Origin of the sequence: Veillonella sp. 3_1_44, assembly GCF_000163715.1 — a bacterium.
Classification (GTDB): domain Bacteria; phylum Bacillota; class Negativicutes; order Veillonellales; family Veillonellaceae; genus Veillonella; species Veillonella parvula_A.
The window spans coordinates 219,079-243,305 of record NZ_GG770200.1 but is presented as its reverse complement, the minus strand read 5'-3'; the positions used below and the strand labels follow the sequence as shown (position 1 = coordinate 243,305).

Sequence of the window (24,227 nt, the reverse complement as noted above, 5' to 3'; positions counted from 1 at the left end):
TTTGGTATGCCAATATAGCCCCTATACTTGCAAGGATTGCATAGAAAAAGAGGCACCAGTAGGCCTCCCCCCCTTTCATAGCGATATATAGCTCAAGGTTTGGTTTAGGATTGTTTTTTAAGATTAAATATGTGTGCGAATAAAACCTTCTGTGTGTTTTGTTTGAGATTTAAGAAAATGATTATGACATCGCTAATGTAATACTGATTTAGCACTACCTTAGCAAAACAATTATGTAATTAATAACATAATTGCTTTAGTACTATATGCAAGATTAAACTATGTTAATATTTACATATAACTTGATACATATATATTGATATAATATAAACAGAGATTTACGACTTTTGTACGCTAATCACAGCCAAATCTATCCTGAATTTTGACCAATGTGAGGCTCCCTATGAACACAGCAGAGTTTACCAAAAAATACTATATTGATCGCCGAGGATCTCATTCCAGAAAATGGAACGGACAACAGTTAAAATTCAATCGAACTGACCTATTACCACTATGGGTTGCGGATATGGATTTTATGCCGCCTCAGTGCATCCAAGAGGCGATTTGCAACTATGTAAAAGCCAATCCTTTAGGTTATACCATGACAAATCCCGATTACCTAAAGGCTGTCATTAGTTGGTATAAGCGCCGCCATCGTTGCATAATTGATGGTAGTTGGCTCACCAGCGCACCTAATGTCATTACGGGCATTATGTGGTGCATAGCAGCTTTCACAAAAACAAATGATGCCATCGCAGTGTTAAGCCCTGTGTACGGCGCATTCGACAGTAGCACCAGCGATGCGAAGCGGCAAATCATCGCCGTTCCCATGACGCGCAACGAAGATAATCGCTATGCCGTTGATTATGAAGCCTTTGAGGCCGCTATCATTAAACACGATGTAAAATTGTTTATTCACTGTAATCCACACAATCCAGTAGGCCACGTATGGACTGCAGAAGAAATGGATCGACTATTTAGTATCTGCCAGCAACATAAGGTCCTTATCATTAGTGATGAAATCCATCAGGACCTCATCACGGGACTTACACCATTTACATCTGCATTAACTGTGTCTAAAGGAGCGTATACAGACAGGCTCATCGCCATGTCCTCGTTGTCAAAATCGTTCAATATAGCTAGCCTGCACCACGCAGAGGTCATTATCCCTGACGAAGAACTGCGGAATCATTACAACGCCTTTAAAGCCCTTGTATACCATACAGATTCGGACGTTCTTGCCGAGGCAGCCATCACAGCTGCCTACACGCATCCAGAAGCAGAAGCATGGCTAACGGACCTACTCAATGTAGTGAAAGAAAACTATGATTATATGTGCAATAAACTACTTGCCAACTTGCCTGAACTTCGCATTAGCCCTATGGACGGCACCTATTTGGCTTGGATCGATTTTAGCGCTTATCTTAAACCAGAGGAAATGCATGATTTCTTTGAAAATAAATGCGGTATTGCACCAAGCTTTGGTGAATGGTTTGGTGGTGAAAGCTACGCAACCTTTGTGCGCTTGAACTTGGCCACAAGCCTTGAGAACATCAAAATTGCTACGGATGCTATCCTACAAAATATTTAAATATTTCAAACCTAAAATAATAGTTAACTTTCAATATCACTATATAATCAAAAGAGGCAGTCACAGCTGTTTATAAAACGTCTGTGACTGCCTCTTATTATATTTAAACCTACTTTTAGCTAATCATACGTTACTATTACCGACATCTAAAGCCTTTATTAGGAGTATTAAAGCAATTATTTATCAGGAGTATTTGAAATAATCGATTATTCGGAACGTTTGAAAAGCCTTTTAGCAGGGATATTTAAATAGCTTTTACTAAGAATGTTAAAAATCGTTTTTTACTAAGAATGTTTAAAATGGCCTTTTAGTAAAGATATTTAAAATAAAATTTACTAAGAACGTTTGAAATGGTCTTTTGCAAATTGCATGTCTTGCACTAACTCTAATGTACCAAGGTAATTATTGTTTTGGTCGCGCACCGCCATATAGTTTACATAGAATGGACGACCTACCTTTTCAAGCCATACCGCCACATTATCGCGTTCCCCTTTGCGGAAGGATTCAATAATACCGCGTACGATAGGCTCTATCTTTGGAGGATGGCAAGAGTATACATCGCGACCGATAGCTGTAGTAGGGCGTTTAAAGACCTTTTCACCATCGTTGAAGTAACGGTTAATGTCTTCGTGGTCAACGAAGGTTACTTCCATTGGCATTGTATTAAGCATGGCATTTAATTGATCCACAGTTAAGCTACCACCTATTAGAGCAATAGTATTATCATCGCCACTTGCTTTTGTTATTTGTGTAGCTAATGCGGCTTCAGCCTCTGTCCAAATAGTGCGTTTTACCCCAAGAATTTCTTCATACTGCGCTGTATCTTTGTAAATTTGATACCACTCTTCAGTACTAAAGTTCTCTGCACAGATTGGGAACAAAATATTTTGCTCTTTGTAGATCATCTCTTGAGCACGTGTGAGAAGACCATCAAACTCTTCGTACCAAGCATCATCAATAGACTTAGCACGAGCTAGACGACCAAAGCCATCGCGAATATCGTCATCAACAGTCCACATAACCATGGATGGACCAGAAATATCATAGGCTACTTTCAAATGAGGATATAAAAGGTCTCCCTTCTTAGCGTAGTGAATAGACACTTGGCGCACTTCGTTCACATCATCTACCGTAGCAGTCTTATCGGCCACCTTAACCTTTGTAGCTTCAATCAATGCATCGAGAGCCTTGTTTTCTTCTGTTAATCGATTGAGTGGATGACCTACTGTTTCGACTAGCGTTACTACGCTTTGACTTTTTTCTTGTGCTTCTAGTACAGCCTCAACCTTAGCGTGTTCAGACTCCATTTGTTCATGGATAGTGGAGCCGTGGAACAAGGCAGAGTGAAGGTCACATAATTGTTGAACCTCTGCTAGTGGTGTGCCTTCACGCATAAGGCCTTGTTCAGCTTTCATGATTTCACTAGCCTCAACATGGGCGAATTGACTAGCAAAGTCTTCACGAACCGCACCAAGGTCTTCACCTGTGCCTAAACGTTTCAAGAAGCCTTTGAGCTGCTCTACTCGTTCGCTATCTTGAACTGTATCTTCAGCCTTAGTTTCGGAATCTTCATCAGTATTAGCTGTCGCTGTAGTAGATACTGGTTCACTGTTTTCTACTGCATTTGCTACAACTGTACTAGATGCTACGTTAGCAGATGTATCCGTAACATTAGACTTTGTAGCCGTTGCAGTAGGCGCTACGCCAGGATGACCCGCAGTTTCCGCATCATCACCAGATAGATTTGGCATTTCACCTTCTAAGGTAAAGCCAGCTTTCATGAAAGCGCCCACGATATCGATCATGGATACGCCTTTCATCTTAGCCCCTTTCGGGATGGTCATGATTTTACCAACAGAGTTCAACATCACCTTGTTTGTGATTTCGCTGAACCCTAATTCTTTCATAATATCTGCTACTTCAGGATATTCTTTTACCAAATCATATACAGATTTGGATAGATCTAATTTCTTTTCCATTTTGAGCCCCTCATGTCAAAATCTTTATAAAATACTTACTAATATTAATGAGCCCCTATACGTAAAAATCTCGCATATAAGGCTATCTATTTACTGTAAAAGGTCTATATATAATGACCTATGAATCTATGATAAACGATATCGATTAGAAAATCTGTATCCGTGGCAATACTTTTGAAAGTAATTCAAAAATTTTCAAAATATTATGTAACTCTTTACCAAGAAAATAAATTATACGTTCAAAAACAGTAAAAAAAGATAAAAATAACGGATAGATGATTATCTATCCCGGCTCATACATGAAGGGAGACACATCAACTATCCGTTATATATTTAAATTACTTGTCTATTACTATTACTGTTTCTGTTTCTGTTTCTGTTTCTGTTTCTGTTTCTGTTTCTGTTTCTGTTTCTAACAAGTGTACCACTTAATCATGATGTGGTTTCAATGCTTTTTCGTAATTTTCAGAAACTTTGTCCCAGTTAATAACTCGGAAGAATTCCTTGATATAGTCTGGGCGACGGTTTTGGTAGTGCAAATAGTATGCATGTTCCCAAACGTCCAAACATAAAATTGCTTTTTTACCTTCCAATAGAGGGTTGTCTTGGTTCGCAGAGGATGTCACTTCTAGCTTGCCATCTTTGTTAACTACAAGCCAAGCCCACCCGGAGCCAAAGCGTGTAGCTGCCGCAGTAGAGAAGCTTTCAACAAAAGCATCGTAGCCGCCAAGTTCAGCGTCGATAGCCTCTTTCAAAGGACCTTGCAATTTAGAAGTATCTGGTTTTGTCATGATTTCCCAGAACATGGTATGGTTCTTGTGACCGCCACCATTGTTGATAACTGCTTGACGGATATCTTTAGGCACATTAGCAATATCGCCGAGAATGCAGTCTACACAACCATACGGAAGATCAGGATATTTCGCGATGGCAGCGTTCAAATTATTAACATATGCTTGATGATGCTTATCATGATGCAATTTCATTGTTTCTGTATCGATAACAGGTTCAAGGTAATCATACGCATACGGTAATGGTGCGAGTTCGAAAGGTTTCATAGTAGTCCTCCTTAAATTTAGGGCATAGAACAATGCTAACTGTTTCGTATCATCGTTCTTGTGAAAGCGATTCGATGCACCTGCATCGGTAATATAGAATCAATCTACTAGCATAGCATATATACTTCAAGAAGAGACTGATTATCCTAACGTAACCAGAAGTTAGGATATAATATTTCAGCTAACAAATTGATATGAATTATCATTCTTTATCTAATTGTACACATTATATAGAAAAACGTCAATATAAAAGACGAACATAAAAGGCCATAGGAACTCCTACAGCCTTTAATTAGTTAATTATTATGTGACTTTTGATCAGCAATATCACATAACTTTATATAAATTTGATCCACAAGTTAGTCAATGATGCACTGACACATTTTCATCGTTGTTAATGCCGCTTGATGAGACTCTTCTGTTACGCCAGCACAACAGCTCGAATCAATGTGAATAGGAATCTCTGGCAAGCCTGCTTTCAGCATAATCGCATTGGAAACAACGCAAATATCTGTGCATAATCCGATGAGCGTAATAGACTCAATAGGATTTACCCTATCCATGCCCTCTAACCGAGTGAGCAGCTCAAAAGAAGCAAAGTTTGGTTTATCTACAAATGATACAGGGCTCATAATTGATCGACCTTCTGCAGCCTCAATCAAGCCATCCACAATATGCCAGCCCTCGGTATTTTTAACGCAATGTGGCACTGGTAAAAGCTTTCCTTCTTGGTGTTCCAAGTAATCTCTATCATGCGTGTCACGCGTAAAGATGATAGGACCATCAAAGCTTTCAATTTTCTTACGTACATTATCTACGATTAACTGTGCTTGCGATGAACCAAGGGCACCATCTACAAAATCATTTTGCATATCGATAACTACTAGAACCTTTTGCATAGCTCCTCCTGTATATAGGCTACAAAACAAAGTACTTATTTCCAATCAATATTATTTATACTCTTTATTATTTATACCATCAATAGTATCTAGCAACTCTATACATTGTTATCATGTTGTTGTGAAAGTGTCATCAAGTTATTGTGAAAGTGTTATCAATGAGTCATCGAAGCCCACCTCATACTTTATCGACAAGTAGATATATGACGGACTTCTATTCTTCTGCTATAGCATGTTGCACGCGATTTGGTTCATTATGTGCCAATTTTCCTGCCGCTGCTGCCGCTACAGCACCTACTAAATCATCGAGGAATGTATTACAGCGTCCCCCTTCTTCGCTATCTAGTTTTTTGATGATACCTGGCTTCACCTTGTCTAAATAGCCATAGTTTGTAAAGCCAATGGACCCATATAAATTAACGATGGAAAAGGCTAAAATTTCATCAATCCCATACAGGCTTTCATCATTAGCAACAATGCGTTGCAATGGCTGAGATAGTTTATTCTGCTCCGTTAACTTATCAAGCTCTATACCCGTAATAATCGCATTATGCACCTCCCGTTTAGATAGTACAGAAGCCACACTTGTGCGACACTCTTCCAGTTTTAAATTCGGCATATACGGTTTTTGTACGTAAAAAACAAGCTCTGCAATGTCATCTAATGTGACACCACGCTCAGCGAGAAGATCATAAGTATATTTCTCTAAATCTTTCGTAGTTTCCATAAGCCCTCCTTTATCGTTTCTTAGAATTAGTATCAGGTAGCATGACAATACTAACGGGAATCGTTACAACAAGCGCTTCATCAGTATCAACATGTTTAGTATTCCAAGCCGCTTCTTTTGCAGCCTCCTCAAAGATAGGGTACGCTTCACGATCTAGTTTCCAATTATTAGGACCTGCTTCAACAGCTACAATATTACCCTTATCATCCGTCTTAACCTCTATAGGAACGATTAATGTTCCATCTGCACTCGTTTCAAAAGCCTCTGGTGGAATGATCACATTATAAGAAATCTGTTGTTGCAATTCATAATTACGCTTGTCCGCAGGCTTTATATCTGCAGCTATAGAACTAATAGGACTCATCGCAGACACTAATAAAGCCAACAATATAACACGATTAAACATAGTTTCCTCTCATCTAAATACTCTCATACTATATGCATTATAAGTTGATTATACCACGAAAAAATCCCTACCGAATTTTTATCGGTAGGGATTTCTTAGATTAGATTTTCTTAACCATTTCGGATTTCAATGCCATCGCACCGAAGCCATCAATTTTACAATCGATATCGTGACCATCGCTTGCATCGGTAATGAGGCGAATATTTTTTACACGCGTACCTTGTTTCAATACGCCCGCACCTTTTACTTTGAGGTCTTTTACAACAACCACTGTATCGCCATCAGCAAGCTCGTTGCCATTAGCATCGCGAATGATACCCGCTTCAGCTGCAGCTTGTGCATCAGCCGCTGTCCATTCGTTGCCACACATAGGGCAGATAAACATATGGCCGTCTTCGTATGTGTACTCATCGCCACACTTAGGGCAGTTAGGTAAATTTGCCATTTAGATCTCCTTTTTCACTACATAATGAAAGTATTATACCATACCTTGGAAACCGAGCTCTATATTGATATGATGACCACTGGCTTCATATTAATACAATGGCTATATAATATCTACAATACAAAACTACTCAATCTCATTTTTCTTTACTAAAGTTTCATATAACTTCAATTTATCTTCAAGATTGTTCTTATAGCCTTCCAATCGTTTGATTTCAGCCTCAATAAACCGATAGTGTTCCTGCAACAGTATCATTCTTTCACGGGCCGTATGAGCTCCGGCATACCGCAAGTCCGCATATCGCTTGATGTTCACAAGCGGCATCCCCATGTCTTTCAAGCGTTTAACAAACTGTACAAAACCCACGTCCTCCGCATGGTAATTGCGAATGCCGTTCTGTCGCTCGATGTGAAGGAACCCCTGATCCTCATAATATCGCAATGTAGAAATAGACAGTCCTACCAATTTTGAAAATTCACCGATTTTCATACTTTCACCACCTTGACCTCAAGTATACTCGAGCATATATCATACGTCTAGACGGAGGTAATAATTATGAAAGAAACACGTTTTAACATCGGTATGAACACATTGAAACAAATTGACGGACTGCACGGCGAGGAGGTGTATAACACAATTCAAGAGATTTCACCGGCCATAGCCGCTTTATTGGTCGAGCTATTCGGCGACATCTACACGCGCCCCAACTTGAATTTCAAGGAACGGGAACTGATTACACTCGCATCCCTCTTAACGCTGGGTGGTTGCGAGGCTCAACTGAAAGTACACACTAATGCGGCACTCAACGTCGGTATTGCGCCCGAGCAAATCGTAGAGGTCTGCACCCACTGCATCCCCTATGCAGGATTTCCACGCGTACTGAATGCACTATTTACGGTGAAAGCAGTCTTTGAAGAACGAAACGTACTATAATTAAGGAACGACGGCAACAAAAATAGAGGATCCCGACGGACCCTCTCAACAGCATTATTATATTATGTACATTACACGACGCATCCAGATTGACGATATACGACAATCTCATTATAATGTAATAAAGAGATAGTCGACGAGTGGTTCCGTCAGGCTCATCCCAAAACATTATAAGACATGCAGAAATGGCCTTTCGTTTTCAGCTACCAGTTGGTAACGAAGGGCTATTTGTCGTTATTACGACAAATCAGCACTATCAATGCGCCAAAGGAAATAACGACAGTTAAAATCCCGAGGACAATCATAATGACTTCATAAGCATTCATAGGCTTTCACCCCCTTCAAAGAAAAAGGGTGTCCCAACCTCGTTCGACTATCTTACGTTTATTATAAACCGAACTTATGTTCTATGCAATAAAAATCTATTAATAAATATTAGTCTATTTATAACTAATAAAAGGGAGACTCTTGATAGAGTCTCCCTTTTATTTGTGTACAAGTTGTACGAAATTAATCCATATTTTTCAATCAATATTTTCTGCTATATACTAATAACGAAAGAGCCATTAACGTGAGTTGGGTTCATCTCCGTCTTTTGAGGGAGGTGACATTATGACTGTATACGAAGCATTATCATTAATGATTTTATTCGCTACCCTCGTAGTGTTAATTCTTAAGAAATAATCAATATATTGATTATAAAATAAGATGAGCCTAACGCCTAGAACACGTTAATTGGCTCTTTTGTACTTATAGTATAGTCTGAATTCTAAAGACTGTCAATTTACATCGTCATTAGAGGATATTATAAAATTAATGGGAACATGAAAAACAAGTTCTGCTTTAACATCAATATACCCTATATTCCAAACGGTATCCTTTGCGGACTGTACTAACTCTAAATATATCTCATCATTAGAGGTACTCTCATTTGGATCTAACTCAACAGAAGTAATACGACCTTGAGTATCCGTTTTTATCTGTAAGGCAAAACTATAATCTCTATTAAGCTTCGTTTTAAGGACTTTTGCCGGAATCTTTAACTGAGACTGTATCTGCTCATTAAGAGAGCGTTGTATATCAAGCGTGTCCCTCTGATAATCAGCAAAAGCATTAATAGGACTCAAAACAACTAGCAATAAAAATAAATATAAAACTCTAACCATAAAATTTCACCAATCATAACACACAACATAAAATTATTATTGAGTTTTATATTAACAAAACAAATATGTCCATTTATCTAAGCATCAATACTTTAAGGAAAATAATGACAATTAAAAGTTCATGGATAATTATAATAAAAACAAAGAAAGCACAGCGCTACTAGCGCTGTACTTTCTTGAGTGTCATCATTAACTATACTAACATCTTTTTCTACATCGTATACCAATAAGTATACTATTACGCAAGTCGTCTCCGTAATATAGCATATAAAATCATGCTAATAATAACGCTCATAACAGCTTGAATAGTATTAGTTAAAATACTTGCAATGGCTACGCCTGAGTCAAATACAAAGTATTCGGCGATAAAGTAGCCGGCTACGATAACAATACCGCCTACGATAGTTGCTACCAAGGCAGAGGTAGTTGTCTTATTCTTATAGACAGTACCGACAAGATAGCCTTCAAGTCCTTTCACCACGAAGGTGATGGGTACAAAGACTACATAGCCGAGAAATAAATCAGCTAGCGCCGGGCCGATAGCACCAATATAGGCGCCATATTTTCGACCTAATAATAGAGCTGACGTCATAATAACGACATCTCCTACATTGAAATAGCCGCGAATGCCAGGTACTGGAATTTTCGTGTACATGGTAAACAATGTTGCGAGGGCAATCAATACGGCTGTGAGTACTAACGCGGACGTAGTACTGCGGGTTTGAACGTGTTGCATAGCGTCCTCCTTATAAAGAAAAATAGATATGCGATAAAATACACCACATATCTATACTATATACCTTTATAACAACACCCGCAAACAAAAGGAATTAACAATACACTCTTCCCAACATTTATCGTTATTTACGTTTAGAATAGGTGCTCTTCACTAGACTTTAACTTAATATAGATACCATTTTACTATACAGATTCTTTCAACCTGACGATGATTAAATAGAAAGGAACTAGCCATGAATATTTTAATCATTTACACCTATCCTAATCATCAAAGTTTTAATGACGCTATTCTGAAAGTAGTGCAACAGAATCTTTCAAAAGACCACAATGTGAACACCTTGGATTTATATGAGGAGCAGTTCGATCCCATAATGCGATTTGATGATACGCACAAACGTCGAGATTTAAGCACTGTGCCGGACATGGAAAAGTATCGCAACTTAATTACTTGGGCAGACCAAATCATCTTTATCTACCCAATTTGGTGGAGTGGTATGCCGGCAATGCTCAAAGGCTTTATCGATCGCGTATTTACAGCGGGCTTTGCCTATTCATATGGAAAAAGAGGGCTTATAGGTCATTTACAGGGAAAATCCGCCTGGATCATCACCACCCACAATACTCCCGCCTTTTTGACGCCGTTTATTCAGGACTATGGCAAGGTGTTAAAAAATCAAGTTCTGAAATCCTGTGGCATTAAACCGGTTACACATACCCAGTTGGCTGGCACAGAAAATAGCTCAGACGAAAAACGCCGGCGCTTCTTAGACAAAATCGCTAATATCGCCGGCAGTATTTAACATTTCTAGTATACTATGATTTTTACCAAAGATTACTTGGTTACCAAAATCACAAATAAATTTACATTAGACTGCTTACAGTTTGCTCTAAGTCAAAAACAAGCTGTATACGAAAACCTTCCCAATTACATAGATATTACTCTTCAAATCTCTCTTCTACATTGTAGAGAACCTCGCAGTCACAACCGCCACCTTCGTTGACGATCCAGTCTAATACGATTTCTACATCTACCTTTTGTTTTTCCAAGAATTCTCTAGTGAAAGTCAAACTATGATCGCAACCGTCATTTTCCTCTAATTTCTCGTCTACATAATCAAAGAGATTCCAAAACAACTCTTCATCCATAGGTAAACTATCTTTAAACGATTGTCTCTGCTTATCTGCATATGCTTTTAACAATTCCTTTTTACGTGCTTTATCCATGATAATAATTTCCTTTTATGAACTTAACAAATCGATACAAGCACATGCCTATTAGCTTCAAGCACTTGTTTATAAAAGCGTTTCATTTGCTCGAAATCATGAATAAGTTCGTCTCTGATTTCTTCCTCTTCCTCATCGTAGTCCCAGATATTTGGATATAATTCTGCCTCTTTGCAGGCTTTCATATCAAAAGATTCCAGAGCATTTTCAATATCAAACTTCTCTAAGGCCACCACGATATTGGCTAAATGATTGTGTTCTGTATATGCTACATAGTCTGATACATCCTCCACAGCCGTTACGCTTAATACCGCTTGGCTAAGAGAGTTATTATCGTCCTTATGGTCAGTTCCTACTCCGGTAAGCACGAAATGGAGTACATCCCACATCTTGTCGATATCAAGCAATAACTCATCATTTTCTCCCCACTCTTCAACGCTATCAAGGATTCCCTCTTCTTCTGAGCCCATCGCCTTAAGTTCTTTTAAATTCGCATCGCTTAAACAGCTATAATTTGCAATTAATCCCATAGCCCATAACCTCCTAATCCTGTAATCTCAGTAGATATGTAATAATCTGCTATCCCCTTAGATATTTAGTACTCTATCTCTCATTTAGTACTCTATCTCTGTCAGTAAGTCTAGTAAATTAGCTTCTCCTTCATGAGATTTATCTAATAACGGAATAGCTAATAAAAGCACTTCCAGGGAGTAGTAATAGAAGCTAAAGAATAAATCATCAGGAAATACGTCTTCTTCCTCATATCTAAGAACATCTTCGTCTTCATCGTATTCTTCAGACCAAAGGTATTCTTCGTTAAGCATATCCACAAAATGAGGTAATGGATCTGCATGCTCTAGCACGAGACCATCTCGGATGCACTCAGCAATCACAGTAAATAGGTCTACCAATTGTTCTGCTAAATAATGAGCTACTTCATTCTGAGTTCTCTCTTCTAGGGCTTTCTTAAAAATACGAAGCAAGAAAATCATAGCAAATGGTGTAGCATGCCACAATGTCGATTGGTGCTCAATATTCATTGCTAACGCCTCACCAGCCGCATCAACAGCATCAATACTTTTCATGCTCCACAACACATCAAGCTCTGTAGGAAAATCTGTGGCACGACCGTAAGTTGTGGTTAACCGATGCCACGGTATATCACTGACTTTCACAGTTTCTATATATTGTTTCGTCACAGTATCCATTATAGTTATACCTTTAGCATTATATATACGCCCACCTATTAATGCGTTTACCCCATAATTATTTCTGAATAACCTTTTTCACCAGTTCATAGGTGTCTATGAGACGCAGTTTTCCTATCCTAGGATTATCTGTAATCTCCTCATAAATATCTTCCAACGTGCCTGCTGGTGCTAGTTTCCATAGTTTGCACGGATATAGTTCAACGGTCCCAATAATTTCCAAATTATTCAGTAACAAACCTAAATCCTTATGGTTAAACCAGCAATCTGTATCGATACCGAAATTTGTATTATCTTTCCGGCAGGCAATTTTGCTGTTTAGAAACTGTTCCATTGTAGGTTTTTCTTTTTGTAAAAGCCGCGTACAAGCTAAATGGTACTCAATTTTCCGCGGTGATTGATCCACCTCAGAAACAAAAATAGTACCATACTCGTTTTCAAATTTAACAGCTAATACGTCGCCCACCTTAAAATAAGGTTCTCTCTTTGTTTTAGATTTACGAACCTTAAGCGGCTTTGGATTTTTGCTCTGTAGCTGCAGGGCTAACTTATCTAATACCTTTTGACGCTGTTTAAGGGCCTTACTATCGATGTCTAGCCAAAACTCATGAGGGCCCTTAGCAATTACGTTTAATGCCTTCTCTTTAACGTCATCTGGCAGATGCCCTATCTTCCACAGCGAATAGGCCACAGCAGTCCAATAAATTTCTGTGTAAAACTCATCAGTACAAAAATTTTGTTCCTCACCTAAGATTTCAGAAATTATAGTATCGACACTGATACCATCCTTGTACCGCTCAACAATAGCATTATAAATATCATGACCGTCATCGCTGTCTATGATCTTTACTCCATCAATTGCCATACGATTCTCCTATTACAACACAAAACCTCTTGAAACACTCTTTTTTTGCTGATTATTTTCCCATTTTACATATTAAAAGAATAGACCTTCATAAGGCGTAATACTACCATCTTCTTCATGGTAAAAGCCTTGGTATACAGGTTCTCGATGTGCCGCATCGTAAAACTTTTGCAGTACAGCAGCCAAGTTTGCTTCAGAAGGCATGCCTAGCGCCTTAACAACTGTTTCCCATTCGTCCATTTCTGTATAAGATGTAATTTGAGCATATCGCTCCTTAGCATACGATTCAAGAATTCCTACATCCGTATATTGGCTAGAGTCACAATAGTCATGCCAGCAAATGCTATACACCAATAAACAAATTAAATCGTCTATACTTTCAGCTATGCGACCGCATTCACCTTCGCTACTCATATATCCAATTGATCCATCCTCTAGTTGATGATATTCACCGCCTGCACCATCACGAGCAAAGGCTACTCCATCCACGGAAAAGGTATATCGCCCCTCTACCTCATCACGTTTTGTAGGTTCATCAAGCAAAAAGAAATCAAATAGTGCATCAAAATCTGCTGCTAAGTTAGAATCTTCATGTAATATTTTTAAATACTCCATATTGTTACCTCTTATAGATTCGCCTATTCTCTCTATTTCATCTCTTATTTTCTCGTAATTCTAACAACGCAGAAACCTCGCTCATCCTGAGATTAAACATGTTGCTTTCTAAATCAATAGGTACAAAATAATAACAAACTATATCTGCACCAAACTCATCTTCTAGCTTTAGCCATTCTGTCCCTGAAAGCACGGTAAATCCGAGCGTATCATCGCCAAGGCTTTCAGCAAACCAGCGCACCTCATAATCAGGTTTAACGAAGTCGTTGAAATATTTGATAGTCACATCCCGGTCTTTCTCATCACCATAGGGAATTAGCAATTTTTTATTGCCCTTTTGTAGTACAATATCGTCACCATACTGCTTTCCATTGCTAACGGTTTGAATGTCGATAGGCTCATCCATCATATCATTGAAATAGTTCACCACATCTTCGTCATCCTCGCGCCAATCAATCCAGATAATAGCCTCAGAATCAAATAAATCATCTAAATCCATATCATGACTAAAGAAATCTTTGACTAATTTATACATATCTTCCATAGTCTCTCTCCTGCATATCACTTATATTTTTAGGTAGAATACAACACCAGTATCACCACTTTAAAACAACTCTATAAGGTTTCGTATATCACATCTTGTTGAGCCGTAAAGTTTTCATCAAAAGGAACTAAAACATATAGATGTCCTGCTGGGGATTCTCCCACATCATAGCCTAGTGCAAATGCATCGTAACAACCTGATTTATCCAGCATTATATCCGTTAGCGTTAGTACAACAGACTCTTCTTGCGGTATTCCCTTTTGTATGAGCCCCTTCGCCAGTTGGTCTAATTCATCTAATTGAACATATAATTGCTCCCATATTGATAGTGAAAGTACATCATCTTCAGTATAACCGGTACAACTAATATTAAGTTTTTTAAAGGCTTGTCCTTCATTCTCTAAACGATTAATGCCCAATCGGCGAGATACAAAGTAAACGCCATACGGTTCTTCAGACCAGCTTTCAACATTCCATAATGTCATTAATTCCGATTTTCTCATTAGGACTCTCCATTAATTGATTATCCTGCAATATCTGCATCAATAGGGTTCCCATCCGCATCAATATAAGCTATGATACAGTGCCCCCAGAAGATATCATCGTCGTCATAATATACCTCTATGGTGCCATCGTTACGAAACGCCAATTCGCCCATCGTAATACGCTTGGCAAATACGTCTGATGTAATCGGATTCTGGTCATCATTGTCGAGCCAATCATTAGCAAGGTCTAGCAATTTTTCACTAATATATGTACTAATTCGTTGTTCAAATTCTTTGAAATTATCGATTGTATTGAAAGCAGCCAATGCTATGGTGCAGCTTTCATCAGAACCCTCATCTACATCAAGGGTGAATGCATAATCATCAATTCTCGCTGTGTAATATTGATACTCTCGATTTAAAAGGAAGTCACCCCTGTCGGTATGAAGGTATTTAGGGGTTTTCAAATACGCCGACAACGCCTCCAACTCGCTATGTTTAGCATGCTCCTCTAATACCTCAAGCACATAATAACGATTATTCCAAGAAGGACGCATATAGCCCAAGTCCTCTAATGGTTTTGCTTTCTTAACTAATAATTTATAGACCCCATGAGGCTCAAAACTATACCCCCATCTATCGTCAAGGCCCTCAATAATCCACGTCAAAATGCCTTCGCTACGGTCAAGCACGCCAGTTCGAGTATCTAGAATAGCATCAGTAGACACCAGTGGTCTATGGTACTTCTCTAAATAAGGACTAGCCCCATTCGCATCACTCCGCGGCAATGCATAGATTTCAAACTCTTCCGGCTCAAACTCTGCTTCATATTCTGGTAGACGTACAATACTCATATGACTCTCTCCTACATTATAATCACACTACTCATCATAATTTCTGTTATATCATAAGCGTTCAGCTACATTGATTCTATGTAATAGTTCTTTCGCTAATTCTTGGGCTGTTTTGAATTCCTCATTTGAAAGCACCATAAGTACAAAGCTATCGGTTCCGATATCCATACCTACTAACTTATAGGTTTCCCATGTGGCATTAAGATCCGCACTCCAGTCCGTAATACATTGGTCTTCATCTAATGCTGCTGTATCAATAGTTAGATTTTCGCTAGTATCTAAAGACTTGTTACGTATTAATTTCTGTACATTATGAATAAAATCCTCTAGTTCACACTTGCAGCTTAGCTCTACAGCATATCCTTTAGATACTAGTTTCTCATAAAGGTTCCACCAACTATCTTCTAATTCTTCCATGGAGCGCAACTTAGCCTCGGTCATAAAAGATTTAGCTTGTTTAGCATCGCCTAGTAATAACATTGCTAGCTCTGTAAATGTCGGTTTCATCTGCTCTATATCTAGATTTGCTACTTCTACACACAAACTACAATCAGGTACTCTGCGTTTTTTCACAAAAGCCCGCATCATCTTCACTGCATCAGGATAACTTACATCAGCCATACGATACATCTTACCATCTCTTTCTAAGAATATATCCACTGCATCCTGTGTTTTCCCTACACGGGCTTTCATCGCAGTACAACCATTGATCGCATGAGGTGGGTATAACTCCATATACATAAAAAATCCATCATGCATGGCCTTTAATGTATTATCTATGCCAACTATATTAAAACCGTTTCGATTATAATCAGGGCACTTCAAACGCCATTCTTCGTAATCATCAAACAGTTTTTCTTGAATCCAATTGTAAAAGCTCATATACTACTCTCCACTATATACTATCGCTTACATATAATGTTTAACTGAATATGTATCTTAATTATATCATTATTAAGGAATACTTATCATAAAACTTATGTTTAATTAGCATAAGAATAGTTTCTGATAAAATAGGTTTTCAAACCTATTCTGCTCTATGAGACAGTGTTTTAGGTTTCAAAACCTAAAAAGAGCCAAGATTTAATTCTTGGCTCCTAAAAAGACATAATACTAAAAAACATATGCCCATTAATTATTTTATTGGTGCGCCTAACCGGAATCGAACCAGTGACACGCAGTTTAGGAAACTGCCGCTCTATCCAACTGAGCTATAGACGCATGTACACTTTATTATATCGTTTTTAATAAAGTATACGCAAGACGTCCTTATTGTTGTAAATATTGATTATTCACTTGTTTTTGTTCTTCTGGGCTCAGGTTTTGGTAGCCTTTAGCTAATGCACTTACCCAAGATCCGTAAGCAGGGTTTGGGAATACGACAAAGGTAGTACCAAAGTCTTCTTTATGATTGTCGATGATGGCATTTCGTTCAGCTAAGGTCTTACCTTTTGTGCCAATAGGAAAATCACCGGCGTTATCGCCCATATATACAACGACATAATATTTTTTAGCAATCATATCAAAGCGAGGTTGTTTATCAGAGTCTTTTTCGAATAGTAGTACATGGTCTTTATCAACAGATGGGAATCCTAGTTCTTTAAAATTCTGTATCGTTACGTCAAGGTTTACAGGTGCGTAGCGATTTGAAACATAGAAGATTTCTACCCCTTGTTTATGAACTTCATTTAAAAATTCAACGGCTCCAGGCATGGCTTGCGATTTGCCTTGATGCACGGCTTGACGCCACCAAGGAGCATCAAAACGACCATTACCGTTTGCTATACTTTCACCCATCAATTGGGTATTGTCCACTACGGTTTCGTCCGCATCAAGAACGATAGCTAAAGGTTTTCTTTGATGAGATGGATCAGTAACGGCCATCTTAACGGCATTCATTGCCACATTGTACCCTTGATACGCCAATGCTCTGTACTCTGCAGAGGTGCGCATCCATAGCAAGCCCATCGTTTCAGTTTCGGCTTGGTACTGTTGTTTTTGCTTGAGGGCTTCCTGTGCCGCTACATCATTAGTTACTACATTATTAGTTACTGTATGATTTGCTGTAGCACTAACTTTATCATTCTTATCTGCTGTAACAGTAACAGGCTGAGCTACTTGGGCTTGCATTACAATAGCTGCGGGAACAGAGTTATTTGCTTTCACCGTCGCTGGAGAATTCGCCTGTACTACGGATCCAAGACAAAGACTTCCTCCAATGCAAGCCACCATCACATACCATGCCAAACTACTAGATTTCATAACTGCCTCCTATTCACATGTAACATTTCGTGCAAATTCAACACATCATATATTTCTACATAGTTATACTAAAATCCTTTTAAAATTTGTATATTACTAACACAATAAAAGAGCCTTTGCTACATATCTTTAATAACATTTAGTTTAGATATGATTAGCAAAGGCTCTTTCAAGGGGTTTATTTGTTTGTGTTTATAAGATAATTGGTATCAGTGTATAAAAATTTTGTGTGAATTTAGATTTTTATAGATTAGTATTTTGTATAAATGTGAAAGTGTTATTAGTTAAGAAAGTTCTTTTCAATCGTTAGTATTGTTTAGATAAACTATTTTAATATTGTTTAAATAGTATCATTAATCTTATTTTACATCGCTGAAATCGATGTTCATGCCCAAGGCTTTAGCAACGCCTTTACCATAAGCGGGATCGCATTGGTAGCAATGTTTTGCATGACGTTCTTTGATAAAATCAGGTACGCCATTCATAGCTGCTGCGGTGTTATCAAATAAGACTTGTTGTTGTTCAGGGCTCATGAGGCGGAACAGTTTACCTGGTTGTGTAAAGAAGTCAGAGTCGTCTTCATAGAAGTCATATTGGTAGGCTGGGCCAGATACGTCGAGAGGAGGATTTTTGAATTCCGGTTGTTCAGCCCATTCACCAAAGCTATTTGGTGCGTAGCCAATTGTAGACCCATGGTTTCCATCTATACGTCCTTGACCATCGCGATGATAGATATTTACAGGACATTTAGCGGCATTAACAGGGATTTGATAATAATTTGCCCCTAGACGATAGCGTTGCGCATCCGCATAGGAGAACAAACGACCTTGTAGCATTCTGTCAGGAGAGAAAGAGATACCAGGAACGATAGTTGTTGGTGCAAATGCAGCTTGTTCTACATCTTGGAAATAATTTTCTGGGTTGCGGTTAAGTTCCATCACACCAACTTCGATTAATGGGAATTCGTCATGATACCATACTTTTGTTAAATCGAATGGATTGTATGGCATATTGTTAGCTTGTTCTTCGGTCATCACTTGGATGCATAATTTCCATTTAGGGAAATCGCCTCTTTCAATAGCCTCAAAGAGGTCACGTTGGTGACTTTCACGGTCACTAGCTACCACATTAGCCGCCTCAGCATCGGAAAGATTTTCAATCGGTTGTTGGCAAACCCAATGGAATTTAACCCATACGCGCTCATCGTTTTCGTTAATAAGGCTGTATGTATGACTACCGAAACCATGCATTGTGCGATAGGATTTAGGAATACCACGATCACTCATAACGATTGTTACTTGGTGGATTGCTTCTGGTAAACTAGTCCAGAAATCCCAGTTTGCTGTCGCATCGCGAAGATTTGTTTTCGGATTACGTTTTACAGCACGGTTCAAGTCAGGGAATTGCAATGGATCGCGGATAAAGAATACAGGTGTATTGTTACCTACGAGGTCCCAGTTCCCTTCTTCCGTATAGAACTTTACGGCAAAGCCACGAATATCGCGCTCTGCATCGGCTGCACCGCGTTCACCGGCAACTGTAGAGAAACGCACGAATAATGGCGTTTGCTTGCCCACTTCAGAGAAAATTTTTGCTTTCGTATATTTTGTAATATCGTTAGTTACTGTGAAAGTACCAAATGCACCGGATCCTTTAGCATGCATGCGGCGTTCAGGAATCACTTCGCGCTCAAAATGCGCTAATTTCTCCATGAGCCAAACATCTTGCATCAATACAGGACCACGTTTACCTGCTGTAGCAGAGTTGCGATTATCTGGTACGGGAGCGCCAAAGGCGGTTGTTAGTTTCTTTTCATTATTCATGTTACAAACTCCTACTTAGAGATCAAAATTAAAGTAATTTACTTTACATAATTTTTAAATCATATATCTCAATTACGATAAAATTATTAATGGATAATTATTATCCATTAATATGTAATTAGAATAGCACAAATTTTTTAACATAACAACCCTAAACCTTTATAAATTTTGTATACACGATATCATTTATAATTTTAAAATGAGAATTTCAATGTTATATATTTAAATTCTGTTAAGATATACCTACAAAAATACGCAAAACAAAAAACACCTTGTTTCTACTAACTTGTAGATCACAAGGTGTTTTCATTCAATTTATGCCGGACGACTCCAATCAACTTGTACGTCGATCGCTTCCCACATACGTGTTAAAGCTAACTTAAGATTATCCAAAGATTCTAATGGTTTTACGGTCAATCGTTCATACGTATCAAGACCTGTAGCATGCTCAATAGCATGTTCATTATTCAAGTAAGCGATTACCTTATCAACCCACTCTTGTTCAGGTAAATCTACGGACACTGTTTTTGTTTCTGTATCATAGGACAAGAAACCATTGCTGTTTACGCCATAATGAATGGCCACACGAAATAAACTCATATCTATACCTCTCTTGCGGTAATTTATTAACACTCCACCCATATTGTAACACGAACAATTATATTAGCGAAAGTATTCAATATAATCTTTATAAGTCCTTTTTGACGGTCTTTTTAGGTCCTTCAATAGATGGCTGTGTATCTGCAATTGTAGACCGATTAGCCTCTTTAGTTGAGACTACATCAACATTAATAGACTCCCCATCCTCTTGATCAGGCTGTGCATCCACTGCCGCTTTCAACTCTGACCGTTTTCTGCGTATTCCATTGTCTCCGTGAAAGCGTTGCCATAACGCCCCACTCATGACAGCGGTTTCACCAAATTTAGACTCTAAGGAGTCTAACACACTAGATAGCTTATCCTCTGTTTTATCCTGTGGGGATTCAAAGAGACTGTCCTGCATAGGAACCTCCTCATCGAGACCACTCACAGTAAGGCCTAATAAACGGATAGGACCAGGCGGATCCATAAAAGTAATCTCACTAGAACTACTATATTTAGAAGTACTATATTTAGAACCAATATGGTTAGAACGATTATCTTTAGAACTACTATATCTAAAATCAGTAGATTTCACTTTCATAGTTGCCCCTAGTGCTTCTACGTCTTTCTTTGTACCTTTCGGATTCTTACTCATTTTATCTTGCATGAGCTTATTCCACAAGAGCAGCGCAGTTTCAAAAAATACATGCTCATGATCTGACGGCGTATCTAGCCGCTTCTGCCGTGATACGGTAGTGAAATCATCATACCGAACCTTGATAGATACAGTATGTCCATAAAGGCTACGTCTCCGAAGCCGTTTCGATAAACGGTTTGCAAAGTACCTAAATTCTAATTCAATAGCACGGCCTTCTGTGAGATCTTCTTCATAGGTTTCCTCAGCGCCAATCGATTGTGTCTTGCGTTCTGTTTCAACAGGTCTATCATCGATACCATTCGCCAGCTCCCATATGCGCTTTGCCTGATTTCCCACAAGAGGAATTAAAGTGCTTTCATCAGGCAAAGACTGAATATGACGTATCAGATGAAAGCCACCAGCTTTTAAAATTTTCTCTGTCCGAGGGCCAACACCCCAAATACGTTTAATAGGCAAAGGAGCTAGCACCTCTTTTTCACGACCGTATGGGATGACCACAAGACCATCTGGCTTATCTAAATCAGAGGCTAATTTAGCAAGAAATTTATTGGGTGCTAAGCCTGCAGAGATAATAAGTCCTGTTTGCTCGAATACACGATCTTTAATGGCTTGTCCTAGCGCTTTAGGACCACTATACATGGTAGACATGCCGCTCACTTCAAGAAAGGCTTCATCAATAGATAGAGGCTCAATATAAGGGGTGAATTCTTTCATGATGGAAAAAATTTGGTTCGACACTTCTTTATATCGATCCATCCGAGGATATACATAGATGCCATCAGGACAGAGTTTCTTAGCCCTCGAGATTGGCATCGCAGAGTGAACACCAAATTTTCGAGCCTCATAGGAACAGGTAGCTACAACACCACGTGAAGAAAGACCACCCACGATTACGGGGTGGCCTTTATACTCTGGATGATCCAGTTGTTCTATGGACGCGAAGAATGCATCCATATCAACATGCATAATCCAACGTCTCATTGTTACGCTTCTTTTTCGTGCTCAGAAATGCGGCAGTATTTAATTTGCGCGCAAATGCACTCATCTTTAGTTTTGTATAATTGAGGGAGAATATCTAAAATATCCGCAAATGTAGCTTCATTAATGGAGTAACGCGTCCATAAACCATTACGTTGAGAGTTAACTACACCTGCATCAATTAAGATTTTCATGTGGTAACTCAACGTAGATTGAGACAAATTGAAGCTCGCTAAAATATCGGCTGCACATAATTCATTGCAAGACAACATATCGATGATGTGTAATCTCGTTTCATCACTTAATGCCTTAAAAATCGTCGCTAAACGTTCGTAAGAAACTTCAACCATATCTTTAACTCCTCAGATCCTTATCAAAAAATATCAATCTACTTCTTGGTATTATTATATACTATTTCTTAATGTAAATCTATTTTTTTCTTTATATTTGTATCTTAATAATTTATTATGAATACAAAAAAATTATAGATAAGTAAATTTCGTCTTATTATAAACTAATTTAAGCACGTATCTCTTTGTATAAAATGAATATTTTAAACAAATTTTCATTTTATAGATTTATCTGAATATACATTTTTTTGTATATATAACAATTGCGCTCTATTATCCATTATATATTTCTCGATATACTCACACTTTAATAACTATATAGCATACTTCGATATACCGCACCACTGTAGCAACCTAAAGGATTAGATATAGAGTATCCACGTTTATATTCTACATCTATTCAACACAAAAGACCCCTCTACGAGGGGTCATATCTGTATAATTCTATAAATCGATTGCATAGCAAAAAATATTAAAATGTATAATATTATATCAATGCTACCAAATACAAATTTCCTATTATATCAAATTAGTATAGCTTAGAATACATTTACTAAGTCGATAGTTTGGCTGCGGTTAGGACCAACAGATACAATGCCTAAAGGCACGCCTGTTACTTCTGCAATACGTTCTACATATTTACGAGCATTTTCAGGCAATTTATCATATTCACGGATACCAGAAATATCTGTTTCCCAACCTGGCAATGTTTCGTAAACTGCTTCGCAGGCTTCAAGATCTTTTAAGTTAGCTGGAAACCCTTCTACGTCTTTACTATTCAATTTGTAACCTACGCAGATCTTCAATTCTTTAAAGGTATCAAGAATATCCAACCGTGTAATAGCTAAGTAATCAAGGCTATTAAGACCTGCTGCGTATTTTACAACCATGAGGTCTAACCAACCACAACGACGAGGACGACCCGTTACAGTGCCGAACTCATGACCAAGTTCACGAAGGTTATCGCCAGTTTCGTTAAGAAGCTCTGTAGGGAACGGACCTGCACCAACGCGCGTAGCGTAAGCTTTTACTACACCGAAGATGTTTTTCAAGTAGTTAGGACCCACACCAGCGCCTGTGGAAGCACCACCTGCAATTGGATGAGAGGATGTTACAAATGGATATGTACCATGATCAAGGTCGAGCATAGTAGCTTGAGCACCTTCGAACAATACCTTTTTATCCTCTTTTACAGCTTTAAGAACAGCCGCATTAGTATCTGTTACATAAGGCTTCAACGCTTCAGCGTATTTGATGTAATCCGCTAAGATTTCATCGTAGTTAACAGGTTCAGCATCGTATACCTTCGTAAGCATTTTATTTTTGAACTCTACATTGTACGCTAATTTTTGTTTAAATGCTTCCATATCATACAAATCGCAAATACGGATACCGATACGATTGATTTTATCAGCATAGCAAGGACCAATACCATTTTTAGTAGTACCGATTTTAGCATCCCCTTTAGATGCTTCTTCCGCAGTATCTAGAGCGATATGGTATGGCATAATAACATGTGCACGGTCGGAAATTTGAAGGGTTTTAGCAGATCTGCCTTGCTTTTCAAGGCCTTCAATTTCTTGTAACAGAACTTTAGGGTCGATAACAACACCAGTACCCACAATATTTTGTTTGTTATCGTATAAGATACCACTTGGCAAAAGGCGAAGTGCAAACGCTTTATCATCAACTACAACAGTATGACCCGCGTTATTACCACCTTGACTGCGCACCACAACATCCGCACGTTCTGCGATCCAGTCAACAATTTTACCTTTCCCCTCGTCACCCCATTGAGTGCCGATAACCATACTAGTTGCCATATCTATATCCTCCA

28 protein-coding genes and 1 tRNA gene are annotated in these 24,227 nt (G+C 38.4%); 4 read left to right on the top strand and 25 right to left on the bottom strand.

Annotated elements, in window-relative coordinates:
- Window positions 1–403: 403 nt before the first annotated feature.
- Window positions 404–1,591: a MalY/PatB family protein gene (locus tag HMPREF0873_RS04795; RefSeq protein WP_008714725.1), complete on the top strand. Its 1,188-nt coding sequence runs from the start codon at window positions 404–406 to the stop codon at window positions 1,589–1,591.
- Between the two features lie 335 nt (window positions 1,592–1,926).
- Here HMPREF0873_RS04795 and HMPREF0873_RS04790 read toward each other — a convergent pair whose 3' ends face one another.
- The 7 genes from HMPREF0873_RS04790 to HMPREF0873_RS04760 form a co-directional block, all read right to left on the bottom strand.
- Window positions 1,927–3,570 (bottom strand): DUF438 domain-containing protein, encoded by a 1,644-nt coding sequence (locus HMPREF0873_RS04790; protein ID WP_008714724.1) that lies wholly within the window; start codon window positions 3,568–3,570, stop codon window positions 1,927–1,929.
- A gap of 428 nt (window positions 3,571–3,998) precedes the next feature.
- Window positions 3,999–4,628, bottom strand: coding sequence for a superoxide dismutase (locus HMPREF0873_RS04785; RefSeq protein WP_008714722.1), 630 nt, complete (start codon window positions 4,626–4,628; stop codon window positions 3,999–4,001).
- A 359-nt stretch (window positions 4,629–4,987) separates the two neighbouring features.
- On the bottom strand, window positions 4,988–5,527 hold the full coding sequence (locus tag HMPREF0873_RS04780) for a cysteine hydrolase family protein (RefSeq protein ID WP_004698113.1): 540 nt from the start codon (window positions 5,525–5,527) through the stop codon (window positions 4,988–4,990).
- Between the two features lie 214 nt (window positions 5,528–5,741).
- Window positions 5,742–6,254: a phosphatidylglycerophosphatase A gene (locus tag HMPREF0873_RS04775; protein ID WP_008714720.1), complete on the bottom strand. Its 513-nt coding sequence runs from the start codon at window positions 6,252–6,254 to the stop codon at window positions 5,742–5,744.
- A gap of 10 nt (window positions 6,255–6,264) precedes the next feature.
- Window positions 6,265–6,660 carry a hypothetical protein gene (locus HMPREF0873_RS04770; RefSeq protein WP_008714718.1) on the bottom strand — a complete coding sequence of 132 codons (396 nt, stop codon included), beginning with the start codon at window positions 6,658–6,660 and terminating at the stop codon, window positions 6,265–6,267.
- Window positions 6,661–6,760: 100 nt separating this feature from the next.
- On the bottom strand, window positions 6,761–7,105 hold the full coding sequence (locus HMPREF0873_RS04765) for a zinc ribbon domain-containing protein YjdM (protein WP_004698208.1): 345 nt from the start codon (window positions 7,103–7,105) through the stop codon (window positions 6,761–6,763).
- A gap of 126 nt (window positions 7,106–7,231) precedes the next feature.
- Window positions 7,232–7,594, bottom strand: a complete 363-nt coding sequence (locus tag HMPREF0873_RS04760; RefSeq protein WP_008714715.1) for a MerR family transcriptional regulator — start codon at window positions 7,592–7,594, stop codon at window positions 7,232–7,234.
- A 66-nt stretch (window positions 7,595–7,660) separates the two neighbouring features.
- Here HMPREF0873_RS04760 and HMPREF0873_RS04755 point away from each other — a divergent pair, with 66 nt between their 5' ends.
- Together HMPREF0873_RS04755 and HMPREF0873_RS10135 are read left to right on the top strand one after the other, a co-directional pair.
- Complete coding sequence (locus HMPREF0873_RS04755) at window positions 7,661–8,038, top strand: carboxymuconolactone decarboxylase family protein (RefSeq protein ID WP_008714713.1); 378 nt, start codon at window positions 7,661–7,663, stop codon at window positions 8,036–8,038.
- Window positions 8,039–8,650: 612 nt separating this feature from the next.
- Window positions 8,651–8,722 (top strand): putative holin-like toxin, encoded by a 72-nt coding sequence (locus HMPREF0873_RS10135; RefSeq protein WP_219565824.1) that lies wholly within the window; start codon window positions 8,651–8,653, stop codon window positions 8,720–8,722.
- Window positions 8,723–8,817: 95 nt separating this feature from the next.
- Here HMPREF0873_RS10135 and HMPREF0873_RS04750 read toward each other — a convergent pair whose 3' ends face one another.
- Window positions 8,818–9,204 (bottom strand): hypothetical protein, encoded by a 387-nt coding sequence (locus tag HMPREF0873_RS04750; RefSeq protein ID WP_008714711.1) that lies wholly within the window; start codon window positions 9,202–9,204, stop codon window positions 8,818–8,820.
- 238 nt (window positions 9,205–9,442) lie between these two features.
- Window positions 9,443–9,940 carry an ECF transporter S component gene (locus HMPREF0873_RS04745; RefSeq protein ID WP_008714709.1) on the bottom strand — a complete coding sequence of 166 codons (498 nt, stop codon included), beginning with the start codon at window positions 9,938–9,940 and terminating at the stop codon, window positions 9,443–9,445.
- A 235-nt stretch (window positions 9,941–10,175) separates the two neighbouring features.
- On the opposite strand from HMPREF0873_RS04745, the gene HMPREF0873_RS04740 reads away from it, so the two are divergent.
- Complete coding sequence (locus HMPREF0873_RS04740) at window positions 10,176–10,742, top strand: NAD(P)H-dependent oxidoreductase (RefSeq protein WP_008714707.1); 567 nt, start codon at window positions 10,176–10,178, stop codon at window positions 10,740–10,742.
- A gap of 136 nt (window positions 10,743–10,878) precedes the next feature.
- Here the strand turns inward: HMPREF0873_RS04740 and HMPREF0873_RS04735 are convergent, their stop codons facing one another.
- The 16 genes from HMPREF0873_RS04735 to HMPREF0873_RS04660 all read right to left on the bottom strand — a co-directional run bounded on the left by HMPREF0873_RS04735 (window position 10,879) and on the right by HMPREF0873_RS04660 (window position 24,213).
- Entirely contained in the window at window positions 10,879–11,166 is a 288-nt protein-coding gene (locus HMPREF0873_RS04735) for a DUF2695 domain-containing protein (protein ID WP_004698173.1), read from the bottom strand.
- A 23-nt stretch (window positions 11,167–11,189) separates the two neighbouring features.
- Entirely contained in the window at window positions 11,190–11,696 is a 507-nt protein-coding gene (locus HMPREF0873_RS04730) for a YfbM family protein (protein ID WP_008714705.1), read from the bottom strand.
- A gap of 84 nt (window positions 11,697–11,780) precedes the next feature.
- Window positions 11,781–12,374 carry a hypothetical protein gene (locus tag HMPREF0873_RS04725; protein ID WP_038125659.1) on the bottom strand — a complete coding sequence of 198 codons (594 nt, stop codon included), beginning with the start codon at window positions 12,372–12,374 and terminating at the stop codon, window positions 11,781–11,783.
- A gap of 58 nt (window positions 12,375–12,432) precedes the next feature.
- A complete protein-coding gene (locus HMPREF0873_RS04720; RefSeq protein WP_008714701.1) occupies window positions 12,433–13,239 on the bottom strand; it encodes a hypothetical protein in 807 nt (268 codons plus the stop codon).
- A gap of 72 nt (window positions 13,240–13,311) precedes the next feature.
- Entirely contained in the window at window positions 13,312–13,854 is a 543-nt protein-coding gene (locus HMPREF0873_RS04715; protein ID WP_008714699.1) for a hypothetical protein, read from the bottom strand.
- A 37-nt stretch (window positions 13,855–13,891) separates the two neighbouring features.
- Window positions 13,892–14,398: a hypothetical protein gene (locus tag HMPREF0873_RS04710; protein ID WP_038125657.1), complete on the bottom strand. Its 507-nt coding sequence runs from the start codon at window positions 14,396–14,398 to the stop codon at window positions 13,892–13,894.
- Between the two features lie 71 nt (window positions 14,399–14,469).
- Window positions 14,470–14,901 (bottom strand): hypothetical protein, encoded by a 432-nt coding sequence (locus HMPREF0873_RS04705; protein ID WP_008714696.1) that lies wholly within the window; start codon window positions 14,899–14,901, stop codon window positions 14,470–14,472.
- Between the two features lie 20 nt (window positions 14,902–14,921).
- Window positions 14,922–15,737, bottom strand: coding sequence for a DUF2262 domain-containing protein (locus HMPREF0873_RS04700; protein WP_008714694.1), 816 nt, complete (start codon window positions 15,735–15,737; stop codon window positions 14,922–14,924).
- 51 nt (window positions 15,738–15,788) lie between these two features.
- Window positions 15,789–16,619: a DUF6630 family protein gene (locus HMPREF0873_RS04695; RefSeq protein WP_008714692.1), complete on the bottom strand. Its 831-nt coding sequence runs from the start codon at window positions 16,617–16,619 to the stop codon at window positions 15,789–15,791.
- Between the two features lie 262 nt (window positions 16,620–16,881).
- Window positions 16,882–16,958: transfer RNA gene (locus HMPREF0873_RS04690), tRNA-Arg, on the bottom strand.
- A 48-nt stretch (window positions 16,959–17,006) separates the two neighbouring features.
- Complete coding sequence (locus HMPREF0873_RS04685) at window positions 17,007–17,999, bottom strand: 5'-nucleotidase, lipoprotein e(P4) family (protein WP_008714689.1); 993 nt, start codon at window positions 17,997–17,999, stop codon at window positions 17,007–17,009.
- 359 nt (window positions 18,000–18,358) lie between these two features.
- Entirely contained in the window at window positions 18,359–19,822 is a 1,464-nt protein-coding gene (locus tag HMPREF0873_RS04680) for a catalase (RefSeq protein ID WP_008714687.1), read from the bottom strand.
- A 315-nt stretch (window positions 19,823–20,137) separates the two neighbouring features.
- Window positions 20,138–20,422: a hypothetical protein gene (locus HMPREF0873_RS04675; protein ID WP_004694573.1), complete on the bottom strand. Its 285-nt coding sequence runs from the start codon at window positions 20,420–20,422 to the stop codon at window positions 20,138–20,140.
- 88 nt (window positions 20,423–20,510) lie between these two features.
- Window positions 20,511–22,043 carry a DNA polymerase IV gene (gene dinB / locus HMPREF0873_RS04670; RefSeq protein WP_071985144.1) on the bottom strand — a complete coding sequence of 511 codons (1,533 nt, stop codon included), beginning with the start codon at window positions 22,041–22,043 and terminating at the stop codon, window positions 20,511–20,513.
- Window positions 22,044–22,045: 2 nt separating this feature from the next.
- Entirely contained in the window at window positions 22,046–22,390 is a 345-nt protein-coding gene (locus tag HMPREF0873_RS04665) for a helix-turn-helix transcriptional regulator (RefSeq protein ID WP_004694570.1), read from the bottom strand.
- A gap of 539 nt (window positions 22,391–22,929) precedes the next feature.
- Window positions 22,930–24,213 carry an adenylosuccinate synthase gene (locus HMPREF0873_RS04660; RefSeq protein WP_008714682.1) on the bottom strand — a complete coding sequence of 428 codons (1,284 nt, stop codon included), beginning with the start codon at window positions 24,211–24,213 and terminating at the stop codon, window positions 22,930–22,932.
- Window positions 24,214–24,227 lie beyond the last annotated feature (14 nt).